Raw genomic sequence first — 12,865 nt, 5'->3', positions numbered from 1 at the left:
CACCACACTTGGAGGAACCATGACCCAGGGCTGCGCAGCGCCCGAGCAGACGGCGCACCTTCCGGCGACCGTCGACCTGACCAACGAGGCCGTCATCCAGGGGACCGTCACCCGTGACGGCGTCCCGGTGTCGAGCGCCTACGCCCGCCTGCTCGACTCGTCCGGCGAGTTCACCGCCGAGGTGGTGACGGGCGAGGAGGGCGTGTTCCGGTTCTTCGCCGCCGACGGCGACTGGACGGTCCGCGTCCTGGCGGCCGGCGGCGTGAGCATCGACACCGCCGTCACCGCGAAGACCGGCACGGTCGCCGGCCTCGAGGTCGCGATCTGACCGGCATGATCTGATCGGCGCGGTCTGATCGGCGCCGGCCGACCGGTGCCGTCCGACCCGCGCCCCGGTCCGCGAACCCCGTCGTCCCCCCATCGGGACGGCGGGGTTCGTTACGATCGGCGCGATGTCCGCTCTGTCCGCGCGTTCCCCGCTGGTCCTCCCCTGGGCGACGCTGAAGCTCGCGGGGCGGTTCGTCCTGCCGCTCGCCCTGTGGTTCACCGTGGGGGAGCTGCTGCGCTACGGCGCGATGTACGCGGGCTACCGGCTCGGCGCGATGAAGGGCCTCGCGGCGAACGTCGCGCCGATCACCACCGTCGGCCTGCTGGTGGTGATCACCCTGGCGGTGACGGTGCTGATGGTGCACAGCGTCCGGGAGGGCCTGGACGTGGTCACCGCCCGCGACTCCGGCGGCGGCCTCACGCCGTGGGCGGTGGGCAACGAGGAGTCGGTGCTCGGCGCGATCGGCCGCGCCGCGCTTCCGTTCGTCATCTTCTACCTGGCGTGGGGCAAGCAGGGCGAGGACGCCCGCGAGTTCGCGGGCATGGCCGCGAGCCGCGGGTTCGCCGAGGGCGGTTTCGAGGGGCAGCTCAAGGGCGCCGGGATGCTGCTGACGATGGAGCGGCACCTCGGCCTCGCGATCGGCCTCACCGCGGGCCTGTTCGTGCTGAAGGTGCTCGCGGAGTGGCGGCTCGAGGAGCGGCTGCCCCGCGCGATCGGCGCGCTGGTGGCGTTCCTGGAGATCAACTTCGCGCTGTTCGGCATCTTCACGATCGACCATCTGCGCGGCGAGGGCGTCGACTGGTTCACCGCGCGGCAGGCGTGGGCGTGGGTGGACGGCGCGACGGGACCCGTCCTCGACCTGTGGCCGCCGTTCAAGGACGCCGTGCTCGGCGCGCTGATCTGGCTCGTGATCGCCGGGGTGGTCCTCGGGCTGGACGCGGGGGACGAGCGGGTCGTGCTCGGCGGGAGCCGCACGGCGCGGCGGCTGGCCCGCGCCGGCGGGATCGACCGCTCGGGCAGCCCCCGGGAGCTGCTGACCCGCGGGTTCCGTGAGATGTGGCTGCCCGCCTGGTACGGGCTGCGGCTGGTGCGCCGGTCGGGACTGATGCCGTTCGCGGTGTTCTGCCTGCTGTTCGCCGGCCTGGACGTGGCGGAGGAGGCCTCCCGCCGGGTCGTCTACGAGCTGATCGGTCCGCACGAGGTGACGTGGTGGATGCGGGCGCTGCCGTTCGTCGGGTACGGGACGGGCCTGGTGTTCGAGATCCTGCGCGTGTGCCTGCTCGCGGCGGCGTTCAACCTGGTGATGGCGCGGGTCAGCGCGAGAACCGCAGCGAAACCTGCGGGGCCCCCGGCTTCCGTGACGTCTTCGGCGCCCGGATCTCCAGTTCCAGCGAGTCCGCCATGGCGCGGGGCACCGTCCCCCTGACGGTCACGGCCATGGCGACGCCCGCCGCCGGCTCGCGCGTCCGCAGCGCCGTCGCCGACCACGCGCGGCCGTCGTCGTCGCGGAACCGGTAGACCAGGCCGTAGGCGCCGACCGCCTTGGCGCTCGCCGCGTCGGACGGGCGGACGGCGAGCTGCAGCCGCAGTTCCGTCACGTCGCCCTGGGCCTTGCCCAGCGGTGCGGCCTTCTGCCGTCCGAAGACCTTCCATCGCGCGCCGGCCAGCTCACCGATCCGTCCCTCCGCGACGGTGGTGACCTTCTCCGGCGGATCCAGGTTCTTGCGGACGGTGCGGGTGTCGTCCGCCCAGTGCACGACGAGGTACGCCGACATCGCGCACACGAGTGCGATCGCCTGGACGACGCGCCGGTCCCTCGGCCGCAACCGGGACCGGTCGGACGGGGTGGGGAGCGGGATCCCGTCGGGGTGGGTGTCGGCGGCGGTCACGGGCCGTCCGCCCTGACCTTGTAGCGCTCCGGGGCGCCGCGCAGCAGCGCCGCCGCGCGGTCCGCGGTGAGGCCGAGGTCGATGTCGGCCGCGGCGGACAGCTGCGGCAGCAGACCGCCGGTCCCGACGACGAGGTGCGCGCCCGCCACCCGGTTCCTCGGCAGCTCGAACAGGAACGTCGCGGGCGTCCAGATCATCGGCTCGAACGTCGGCTGCGCGCCCGCGGAGGCCGACCCGGTCCGCGGGTCCTCCCGGAACGTGTAGCCGCCGGGCGTCTCCAGGACGGCGGAGGACAGCTGGAGCGGCTCCTCCCGGCTCGTCGCCCGCAGCCGCACGACGAGGTAGACGCCGTCCGTCCCGACCGGCGGCGGGTTGCCGAGGCTGAGGCTCGGCTCCAGCGACCGCGCCGCGTCCACCCGCTCGACCCGGACGCTGAAGTACCGGGTCGCGACCTCCTCGCCGACCGCACCGCCGGTCCGGATCGGGTCCAGCTCCGCGGCCCGCACCTGGGGGCGGACGGAGTGCAGCCACATCGCGCCGGCGAGCAGGAGCGTCCCGCCGACGCCGGCGCCCGCCCGCAGCAGGATCTCGCGGCCGTTCACCGCGGGCTCACCGGGAGGGTGAGGCGGCCCGCGAGCTCGTCGCTCTTCGGGTCGACCAGCCAGTTGTAGTCGTCGTCGGTGAACCCGTGCTCGTACTCCCACTTGCGCAGGCCCACGGTCAGTTCGGTGGGCGCGTCGGCCGGTCCCATCTTCCACATCGCGGACGCCTCGACCGGCAGCCCCGGCTGCGTCGTGCCGGTCTTCGAGCCGCCCGCGACGCCCTCCACGTCGTCGGGCTTCAGCCACTTGCCGGCCTTGGTGAGCGCGACCACGCCGTCGGACAGGCCGCCGATGCCGAGCGACTCGGTCTCCTGGCCCTTGTTGAGCACCCGCAGCCGCACGATGAGGCGGCGCTCCCTGCCGGCGCCGAAGCCGCCCTCGACCTGCCCGATCCGCGCGTCGTGGACGGTCACCTCGAACAACCCCAGGTCGAGAGGCTTGCCGGGCTTCGCGGCGGGCTGCTTGGGCGTCTCCTTGAACCCGCCCGTCACCCACAGCACCGGGACCAGGATGGCCGCCACTCCCGCGGCCGCGGCGGGCGCGAGCCATCGCGGCCGCGTCGCGCGGCGCGCGGGGCCTGCCGGGGGAGGGGGAGCCGGTGCGGAGGGCAGCACGCGCCAGATCGTAACGCGCCCGGTCCCAACGCACGGGATCGGGAGCGCGCCGGTCGTGTCCGGGACGGCGTGATCTGTACGCTGCTGATCCCTTAGAGTCGTGTGGTTCGCACACGTCAGGAGAGACGAGGAATGCGCGGAGGGCGAATCGCGGCGGGCACCGCAAGCCTGGCCCTGACGTCCGTTCTGGCGTTCGCCCCGGCGGCCGCCGCGGCGCCGGCGGACCGGCCCCAGGCGGCGCCGACGACCACGGCGAAGCCGACGGCCACCAAGAAGCCGCAGGCCACCACCAAGCCGAAGCCGACGCGGCGGCTTCCGACGCAGGCCCCGGCGCCCAAGTGCAACGAGCAGATCGGGCAGCCCGCGTCGGCGATCACGGTCGAGCCGTGGGCGCAGCGGCGGCTGGACTTCGAGCAGGCCTGGCCGATCACCCGCGGCCGGGGCGTGACCGTCGCCGTCGTCGACAGCGGCGTCAACGCGAGCCATCCGCAGCTCAAGGGCAAGATCGCGGCGAGCTACGACGCGACCGGCAGCACCACCGACGACTGCCTCGGGCACGGCACGGAGGTCGCGGGCATCATCGCCGCGACCGACATGCGCGCCCGCAACGTCCCGTTCGTCGGCGTCGCGCCGCAGGTCAGGCTGCTGAACGCCAAGTTCGCCAGCGGCGAGAGCACGCAGGACAACTCGCTCCTGCCGAAGGCCATCGACTGGGCCGTCGCCCACGGCGCGAAGGTCATCAACGTGTCGTCGGCAGCGCCGGACACGCCCGCGCTGCGCAGGGCCGTCGAGGGCGCGCAGAAGCACGACGCGCTCATCGTCGCCGCCGCGGGCAACGTCACCCAGGACCAGCGGGGCAAGGAGAGCGCCGCCTACCCGGCGAGCTACAAGGGCGTCCTGTCCGTCGCCGCGGTGGACGAGGCGGGCACCATTACCGGGTTCTCCAACCAGAAGACCCGCATCGACGTCTCGGCGCCCGGCCAGAACGTCATCTCGACCCTCGGCAAGGGCTACGTCGGCGGCCTGCAGGGCACGAGCTTCGGCGCCCCCTACGCGGCCGGCGTCGCCGCCCTCGTCCGCGCACGGCACCCCAAGCTGAACTACCAGCAGGTCATCAACCGGATCCTCATCACGGCGGAGGGCGGCAACGGCTCGGGCAGCGGGCACGGCATGATCAGCCCGCTCCAGGCCGTGTCGGCCCTGGTCGATCCGAACGCCTCGCCCGGCGCGGGGCAGGCTCGCCCGCTGAGCGGCGCCGTCCCGATCGCGAAGCCGGCGCCCGTCGACCACCGGGCCCGCACGATCGGGATGGCCGTGGCGGGCGGCGCCCTCGCGCTCGCGCTGTGCGTCGCGTTCGCCGGGGCGATCATCCCGATGGGCCGCCGGCGCGGCTGGCGCCCGGGCCGGGCGGTCATCCCCGCCGAGGAGAGCGACTGACCCCGGACGGGTCAGGGTTTGACGGCGGACGCCAGGACCATCGGCAAGGCCAGGAACAGCCGGTCGCGTGCGGCGCGCTCCCGCTGATCGGCGAGCCACGCGTCGGCCTCCTCGCCGGTGATGTCCCCGCCGGTGCGGCACGCCTCGACGAGGTTGGCCAGTACGGGCAGCGCCTCTTCATCGGTGAACACGGCGGTGTGGACCTCGACGGCCGCGTCGCGGAAGCCGGCGTCCAGCAGCAGGTTGCGGTACCGGCGGGCGGCCCGCGGGGACGGTAGCCGGTCGGCGCGCGCGTGCACGATCGTCCGGGTGAGTTCCGGGTGGGCCGAGTCCACGACGAACGCGTCCCAGTCCTGGCCGCACAGCACGGCGCGTCCGCCGGGGGACAGGACGCGCCACGCCTCGGCGACGGCCGCGGCGGGTTCGGGAAGGGCGTGCAGGACCTTGTCGGCCCGGTAGCCGCCGAGTTCGCCGTCCCGGAACGGCAGCGCCGTCGCGTCGCCGAGGCGGAAGTCGCCGCCTGCGAACCGGTCGCGCGCCATCGCGAGCATCTTCTCGCTCAGGTCGACCCCGACGGCCCGCGCGCCCAGCGCGGCCATCTCGGCGACCGCGCGTCCGGTGCCGCAGCCGACGTCCGCCACGGGCATGCCCGGAGCGACGTCGAGCAGTTCGTAGGAGCGGGCCCGCAGCCGCGTGGCGTCCGGCTTGGCGTCGTGGGCGTCGAGCAGGGCGATGAGTTCTTCGATCGGGGTCGGCATGGCGCCCATGCTGCGTCTTCAAGCCGACTTGAAGTCAAGCCCGGACCGCGGAACGCGGAACGCCCCGGGCTCGTGGGCCCGGGGCGTTCCGCGTTCCCGCCGGTTACTGCTGCTGGCCGTAGAAGGCCGTCTGGATGAGGCGCTTGCCGCTGCGGCGGTCGGCGTGGGTGCCGCGGCCCGGGGGCAGCGGGCTCGGCCGCACGTCGAACAGGTTGCCCTCGTCCTTGTTGCCGGACATGATCAGCGCCGGGCTGGCCATGTCCTTCAGCCGCTGCAGGACCGGGTCGAACATCGCGCGGCCCGCCCCGCCCATGGTGCGGGACAGGATCACGTGCATGCCGATGTCGCGGGCCTGCGGCAGCAGCTCGGCCAGCTGCGCGAGCGGGTTGCCGGACGGGGTGGCGACCAGGTCGTAGTCGTCCACCACCAGGAACAGCTCCGACCCGCTCCACCACGACCGGTTGCGCAGCTGCTCGGGCGTCAGGTCGGACGGAGGGAGCCGGTTGACCAGGGCGCCGTGGACGTCCTTCATCAGCCCGCCCGCGGCCGTCGAGGACGCCGCGAACCCGATGACGTGCTCGCTCTCCGCGGAGTCCAGCAGTGCCCGGCGGTAGTCGAGCATGATGATCCGCGCCTCGTCGGTGGTGTACCTGGCCTTGATCGACTCGACGATGAGCCGCAGCAGGTTGGACTTGCCGCACTCGTTGTCGCCGAGGACGACGAAGTGCGGGTCGTTCTCGAAGTCCAGCAGGACGGGGGACAGCGTGTCCTCGTCGATGCCGATCGGGATGCGCTTGCCGGTCTCGGCGACGGCGGGCAGCGACGCGGCCGGCAGCACGTCCGGCAGCATCCGCACCGGCGGCGCGGGCGGCCGGCCCTGCCAGCCGGCCTGGATCGTCTGCACCAGGTGCCGGACGCCGTCGGTGAGGTCGCCCGCCGAGGCGCGGCCGTCGACGCGGGGCAGCGCGCCGAGGAAGTGCAGGCCCTCGCGGGTGAGGCCGCGGCCCGGACGCCCCTCGGGGACGTTCGAGGCGAGCTTGCGGTCCATCTCCGACTCGTAGGGGTCGCCGAGCTTCAGCTCCAGCTTCGTCGTGAGCAGGTCGCGGATCGTCAGCCGGAACTCCGACCACTTGTTGGTCGAGGCGACGACGTGGATGCCGTAGCCGAGGCCGCGCGCGGCGAGGTCGGTGACCGTCGCCTCGACGGCCTCGAACTCCTGCCGGACGGTCAGCCAGTTGTCGACGACGAGGAACACGTCGCCGAAGCCGTCCCCGGCGATCTGCCCCTCGGCCCGCATCCGCCGGTAGGCGGCGATCGAGTCGATGCCCCGCTCGGTGAAGAACCGCTCCCGCGACTCCAGCAGCCCCGACACCTCCGCGACCGTGCGCCGGACGCGGTCGGGGTCGAGGCGGCTCGCGACGCCGCCGACGTGCGGCAGGTCGGCCAGCGCGGCGAGCGCGCCGCCGCCGAAGTCCAGGCAGTAGAACTGCACCTCCTGCGGCGTGTGCATCAGCGCGAGCGAGGTGATCAGGGTGCGCAGCAGGGTCGACTTGCCGGACTGCGGGTTGCCCGCCACGCCGATGTGGCCGGCGGCGCCGGACAGGTCCAGCCACATCGGGTCGCGGCGCTGGTCGAACGGCTTGTCCACGATGCCCGCGAAGGCGTGCAGCCGCCCCCGGCCGTCCCAGCCGGCCGTCGTGAAGCCGAACTCCGGCGTCTGCTGGAGGTTCGGCAGCACCTGGTCGAGGGTGGACGGATCCTCCAGCGGCGGCAGCCAGATCTCGTGCGGCTTCGGGCCGTGCCCGGCGAGCTGCTTGACGACGAGGTCGAACAGGCTGATCTGCGGGCCCTCGTCCTCCTTGCGGCCCTGCTGCTGCGCCTGCTCCTGCATCTGCGGCCGCACGTACGCGGGCGTGAACGGGACGATCTGCGCGAGCTGCCGCGGCCCCTGCGGCGACTCGTCCGCCCGGCCGTCCTCCGGCTTGTACGGGCCCGAGACGTAGGCCGCGCGGAACCGCGTCATCGTCTCGGTGCCGATCTTCAGGTAGCCGTTGCCGGGCGCCTGCGGCAGCTCGTAGGCGTCGGGCACGCCGAGCACGACCCGCGACTCCGCCGAGGAGAACGTGCGCAGGCCGATCCGGTAGGACAGGTGCGTGTCCAGCCCGCGCAGCTTGCCCTCCTCCAGCCGCTGCGACGCGAGCAGCAGGTGGACGCCGAGCGAGCGCCCGAGCCGTCCGATCATGACGAACAGCTCGGCGAAGTCGGGCTTGGCGGACAGCAGCTCGGAGAACTCGTCCAGCACGACGAACAGGGTCGGCATCGGCTTGAGCGGCGCGCCCTGCTCGCGGGCCTTCTCGTAGTCGCGCAGCGAGGCGTAGTTGCCGGCGGCGCGCAGCCACTCCTGGCGCCGCACCATCTCGCCGTGCAGCGCGTCGTACATGCGGTCGACGAGCGGGAGCTCGTCCTCAAGGTTCGTGATGATGGCCGAGACGTGCTGGAGGCCGTCCATGCCGAGGAACGTCGCGCCGCCCTTGAAGTCGACGAGGACGAAGTTCAGCACCTCGGACGAGTGCGTCATCGCGAGGCCGAGCACCAGCGTGCGCAGCAGCTCCGACTTGCCGGAGCCGGTCGCGCCGATGCACAGGCCGTGCGGGCCGTAGCCGCCCTGGGCGGCCTCCTTGATGTCCAGCTCGATCGGGCGGCCGTCGGCGTCCAGGCCGATCGGCACCCGCAGCCGGTTGCGCGGCGCCCGCGGCTGCCACGCCTGCCGCGGGTCGATCCTGGCCGGGTCGGGGACGCCGAGCAGCGTCGTCAGCGTCGTCGCGGCCGACAGCGCGTCCAGCTCGGGGCCGGCGGCGGCGCTGGCCCGCAGCGGGGCGAGCTGCCGCGCGAGGCCGTCCGCCTGGACGTAGCTGAACTGGTCGGGCCGGCCGAGCAGGTTCGGCACGTCCTTGCCGGTGCGGTCGCGGCGCAGCATCGCCATCTTGTCGGGGGCGACCCGCAACCGCAGCATCGTGTTGTCGGCGGTCGGCGCGACGTGCCCGGTCAGGTCGATGACGCAGACGCCCTCGATGCCGTCCGAGCCGATCTGCGAGTCGGGGGTGACGGCGCCGCCGTCCACGATGACCACGTGGTAGGGCAGGTCGCTCTGCTGGAGGCCGGGGGTGAACCGGGCCCGGTCCTTCACCTCGGTGCCGAACATCCGCTCCAGCTCGGCGAGGCTGCCCGCCATCAGCCGGACCGGTCCCGCCGCGTCCGTCACCGTGGGGTGCATCGTGTGCGGCAGCCACTTCATCCAGTCCCAGTGCGGCATCGCGTCCGGCGACGCGCACACGCTGACCCGCATGTCGTCGGGCGAGTGGAACGCGGTGAGCTGCGCGATCATCGCGCGGACCATGGCGCGCACCGCGTCCATGTCGCCCATCGGCAGGATGCGCGCGAACGACGGCAGCGACACCGCCACCGGCAGGTTCGGCACCGTCGAGTGCGCCCGGACGAACCGGCGCAGCGCGCCCGCCGTCATCGGCTCCAGGTCCTCGATCGGGCGCGTCTCCGGCGGGATCAGCTGGACGGCGAGCTTCTGCGGCCCGGCGCCGATCCGCACGTTCCCGAAGTCGGGGTCGGTGGGGCGCCGCTCCCAGATCCGCGCGCTCATCACCAGCGACCACAGCGAGTCGGGGGACGGGCTGTTCCACTCCAGCGACTCGCGCTGCTGCTCGGCCGCGCGCCGCACCTTGCGCCGCACCTGCGACAGGTAGCGGAAGTAGTCGCGGCGCGCACCGTTCAGCTTGAACTTGCGCTCGCCCGAGCCGCGGCCGATCTGGCCGAGCATCATGCCGCCCATGGCCAGCGCCATGCCGCCGCTGCTGATCATCATCATCGGGCTCCTGGTCCCGCCGCCCAGGAACATCAGCCCCATCATGACCGGCATGACGGCCATCGGCAGGTACATGAGCACGTTCTGCAGGCCGCCGCTCTGCATCTCCGGGATCTCCGGAGGCGACTCCAGCAGCAGCTCGCCCTTGGGGGCCGGCGGTGGTTTGCGGCGCTCCTTGCGCCTGACGAGGATCGTGCTCACCTCGGCGTTCCTCCGGGAGCTCTCACGCCGGGGCGGCCGGTGCGGGGACGGCCGGCCCGTGGGGGTGATGTGGTGCTTGTGGTTGATTTAGCGTAGGCGGACGTCACATCCTAAGCTGCGCGTCGATCGGATCCGCGCCTGATCTGACCTGGAGACGGGAGCTCCCGTGAATTCGCCCGCCACGACCGAACTCTGCAGGGTCACCATCGTCGCGCCGAAACGGCGCATCGACGTGTCCCTGCCCGCCGACGTGCCGCTCGCGCACATGCTCCCCACGCTGCTGCGCGCCGCGGGCGAGGACATGGCGGACGCCGGGCTCGCCCACTCCGGGTGGGTCCTGCAGCGGCTGGACGGCGACCCGTTCGACGCCTCGCAGACCACCAGCGCCCTCGGCGTCCGGGACGGGGAGATCCTGTACTTCCGGCCGCGGATGGCGCAGCTGCCGGAGATGTCCTTCGACGACGTCGCCGACGTCATCGCGTCCGGGATCCGGGAGCGCACCGACCGGTGGCGCCCCACCACGACCCGCTCCTTCGGCCTCGGCGCCGGCGGGATCGCGCTGGTCGTGGGCGCGATCGTGATCGCGCTGTCCGGGCCGCCGTGGATCGTCCCGGCCGTCGCCGCGGGGCTCGTCGCGCTCGTCACCCTCATCATGGCGACGGTGCTCTCGCGGGCCGTCGCCGACTCCGGCGCCGGCGTCATCCTCGGCTACGCGGCGCTCCCGTACGCGTTCCTCGCCGGGCTGGCGGCGCCCGCCCGCAAGAACCTCGAACTGCTCGACCTCGGCGCCCCGCACCTGTTGGCAGGGTTCGGGCTGACCGCGCTCGCCGCCGTCATCGCCGCGTTCGCGATCGCCGACGGGCTGCCGGTCTTCCTCGGCGTCGCGTTCGCCGCGTTCGTCGGCGCGATCGGCGCGGGCGTCGGGTTCGCGTTCGACGGCCTGCCCGCCGCGGGCATCGCCGCCGTCGCCGCGGTGGTGGTGATGATGTTCATCGCGGCCGTCCCGTCGCTGTCGTTCAAGCTGGCGCGGATGCCGCTGCCGCCCGTCCCGAGCAGCGCCGAGGACCTGCGCCGCGACACCGAGACGGTGGACGGCCGGCAGGTGCTCGCCCGCACCGCGGCCGCCGACCGGTTCTCCACCGGGCTCATCGCCTCGATCGCGCTGGTCGCGGCGGGGGCGATGCTGTTCCTGTTCGGCGAGGACGGCTGGGCCGGCCCGGCGACGTCCGCGACGATGTCGGTGTCGCTGCTGCTGCGGGCCCGCATCTTCCGCGGGGTCTCGCAGCGCTCGTGGATGCTCGTGGTCGGGCTGTTCGGCCTGGTGCTGACGACGATCGGGATGGCGCTGCACGGGAGCCAGGTGGTCGCGCTCGCCGCGGCGCTCGTCCCGCTGCTGGTGCTCACCGGGATCGTCGTCGCGGTGACGCTGTGGCTGCCGGGCCACCGCCCCACCCCCGTCTGGGGCCGCTGGGGCGACATCCTCGACATGCTCGTGATGATCTCGCTGATCCCGCTCGCGCTCGCGGTACTGGACGTCTACTCCCGCGTGCGCGGGCTGGCCGGGTGACGGGCTGATGCAGAACCGGCGGGATCTCTACCAGGCGCACCGCCTGATGACGCAGCGGGTCGGGCTGGCCCTGCTGCAGGGCGAACCCGACGTCGCCGAGTCGCCGATGCGGCGGCTTTCGGTGGGCGCGTTCGCGGGCGTGATGGTCGGGCTGCTCGTCATCGCGGTGTTCGGCATCTGGGGGATCCTGTCCCCGGGCGGCGCCAAGGGCCTGGACGAACCCGGCAAGCTCATCATCGAGAAAGAGACCGGGACCAAGTACATCTACGACGCCAACACCAAGAAGATGTTCCCGGTGGCGAACTACGCGTCCGCGCTGCTGGCCCTCGACTCCGACAGCTCGCCCGAGCGGCGCACGGTGTCGCGCAAGTCGCTGGCGAAGTTCGAGCGCGGCGCGATGATCGGCATCCAGGGCGCGCCCGACTCGCTGCCGGACAGCGCCCAGCTCATCCGCGGCCCCTGGTCGGTGTGCACCCGCGAGGCCGCCGGGCCGACCGGCGTGAAGCGGCAGATCAGCGCGCTGGCCGCCGGCCGGCAGGTGGGCGGGCGCCGGCTGGGCGAGGGCGAGGCCGTCGTCGTGCAGACCGGCGGCGTCCCGTGGGTGGTCTGGAAGGACCACCGCATGCAGCTGACGATCGCCGCGAACCAGGTGACGGCGCTGACCGGCGGCCCGGGCGCCGTCGAGGTCCCGGCGACGTGGCTGAACGCGATCCCGGCCGCGGGCAACTTCGGCTCGCCCGACGTCCCCGACCGCGGCAAGGCGGTCCCCGGCCCCCGCGGCGGGACGGCCCGCGTCGGGCAGGTGTTCAAGGCCGAGACCGGCGCCGGCGGGCAGGCGCTCTGGTACGTGATGCTCGCCGACGGGCTCTCCCAGATCAACGAGACGCAGGCGCAGCTGCTGCTGCGGGACGTCAGGACCGCCGCCGCCTACCCGGGCGAGCAGGCCAGGCCGCTGCCGACGGACGTCCCGTCGGCGCAGGCGCGGGCCTCCGGGACGCGGCTGCTCGACAACAACCTGCCGCCGACGCTTCCGAGGTTCGTCGCCTGGGACACCTCCACGCCGCTGTGCTCGGTGTTCCCGATCGGCTCCGCGAAGGCGCAGCTGACGATGGGCGGCTCGCTTCCGGCGCCGTCCGCTGGGGTGCTCGGCTCCGGCACCGCCGGCTCGTCCGGCACGATCGACCAGATCGTGCTGCCGCCCGGCGGCGCGGCGCTGATGAGCCTCGTGCCCGCCGGCGGCGACGGCTCCGGGGACGGCTCCGGCGGAGGCTCGGGGTCGCTGTCGCTCGTCAACGACCAGGGCATCCGGTTCGCGCTGCCGTCGGCGGAGATCGCCAAGAAGCTCGGCTACGACGCCAAGAAGGCGGCGCCCGTCCCGTCCAGCGTCATCCACCTCATCCCGCAGGGGCCCGCGCTCGACCCGGCGCTGGCCCGCAAGCCGATCTCCACCTCGAAGGCGTGAAGTGACCCAGATCACACGAACCGCTAGATCACCAGGAACGTCGACATAGATGGCGTGAAACGCCTATGATCATTGACATTTCGTGTCGTCAGGAGTGCTCCCAGGCCATCCGGGCGAGGTGGGCCGCTCT

The 12,865-nt window shown here is 73.3% G+C and carries 10 protein-coding genes; 5 read left to right on the top strand and 5 right to left on the bottom strand.

Annotation, left to right across the window (positions count from 1 at the left end; all coding sequences use genetic code 11):
- Positions 1-19 precede the first annotated feature (19 nt).
- Entirely contained in the window at positions 20-328 is a 309-nt protein-coding gene (locus K4S16_RS33755; protein WP_149263115.1) for a DUF1416 domain-containing protein, read from the top strand.
- Positions 329-452: 124 nt separating this feature from the next.
- On the top strand, positions 453-1,754 hold the full coding sequence (locus K4S16_RS33750) for a hypothetical protein (RefSeq protein ID WP_149263114.1): 1,302 nt from the start codon (positions 453-455) through the stop codon (positions 1,752-1,754).
- Here K4S16_RS33750 and K4S16_RS33745 read toward each other — a convergent pair.
- Genes K4S16_RS33745 through K4S16_RS33735 form a run of 3 tightly spaced genes read right to left on the bottom strand, consistent with a single transcriptional unit; the run spans position 1,642 to position 3,433 of the window.
- On the bottom strand, positions 1,642-2,217 hold the full coding sequence (locus K4S16_RS33745) for a hypothetical protein (protein ID WP_149263113.1): 576 nt from the start codon (positions 2,215-2,217) through the stop codon (positions 1,642-1,644). The two genes, K4S16_RS33750 and K4S16_RS33745, sit on opposite strands and share 113 nt — an antisense overlap.
- Positions 2,214-2,819 carry a hypothetical protein gene (locus K4S16_RS33740; RefSeq protein WP_149263112.1) on the bottom strand — a complete coding sequence of 202 codons (606 nt, stop codon included), beginning with the start codon at positions 2,817-2,819 and terminating at the stop codon, positions 2,214-2,216. Before K4S16_RS33740 ends, K4S16_RS33745 begins: the two co-directional genes overlap by 4 nt.
- Entirely contained in the window at positions 2,816-3,433 is a 618-nt protein-coding gene (locus K4S16_RS33735; RefSeq protein ID WP_149263111.1) for a hypothetical protein, read from the bottom strand. Before K4S16_RS33735 ends, K4S16_RS33740 begins: the two co-directional genes overlap by 4 nt.
- A gap of 132 nt (positions 3,434-3,565) precedes the next feature.
- Between K4S16_RS33735 and K4S16_RS33730 the strand changes: the two genes are divergently transcribed.
- The gene (locus K4S16_RS33730; RefSeq protein ID WP_149263110.1) at positions 3,566-4,870 is read left to right on the top strand and encodes a S8 family serine peptidase; all 1,305 of its coding nucleotides are present in this window, start codon (positions 3,566-3,568) and stop codon (positions 4,868-4,870) included.
- A gap of 11 nt (positions 4,871-4,881) precedes the next feature.
- Here K4S16_RS33730 and K4S16_RS33725 read toward each other — a convergent pair whose 3' ends face one another.
- Positions 4,882-5,628 (bottom strand): methyltransferase domain-containing protein, encoded by a 747-nt coding sequence (locus K4S16_RS33725; RefSeq protein WP_235037236.1) that lies wholly within the window; start codon positions 5,626-5,628, stop codon positions 4,882-4,884.
- 103 nt (positions 5,629-5,731) lie between these two features.
- On the bottom strand, positions 5,732-9,706 hold the full coding sequence (eccCa, locus tag K4S16_RS33720) for a type VII secretion protein EccCa (protein ID WP_149263108.1): 3,975 nt from the start codon (positions 9,704-9,706) through the stop codon (positions 5,732-5,734).
- A gap of 166 nt (positions 9,707-9,872) precedes the next feature.
- Between eccCa and eccD the strand changes: the two genes are divergently transcribed.
- Together eccD and eccB are read left to right on the top strand one after the other, a co-directional pair.
- The gene (eccD, locus tag K4S16_RS33715; protein WP_149263107.1) at positions 9,873-11,273 is read left to right on the top strand and encodes a type VII secretion integral membrane protein EccD; all 1,401 of its coding nucleotides are present in this window, start codon (positions 9,873-9,875) and stop codon (positions 11,271-11,273) included.
- Positions 11,274-11,280: 7 nt separating this feature from the next.
- Complete coding sequence (eccB, locus tag K4S16_RS33710) at positions 11,281-12,735, top strand: type VII secretion protein EccB (protein WP_149263106.1); 1,455 nt, start codon at positions 11,281-11,283, stop codon at positions 12,733-12,735.
- Positions 12,736-12,865 lie beyond the last annotated feature (130 nt).

It is taken from the genome of Actinomadura sp. K4S16, from assembly GCF_008327685.1.
GTDB lineage: Bacteria > Actinomycetota > Actinomycetes > Streptosporangiales > Streptosporangiaceae > Spirillospora.
The sequence above is the reverse complement of the archived record's forward strand: the minus strand, read 5'-3'. Positions and strand labels throughout refer to the sequence as shown.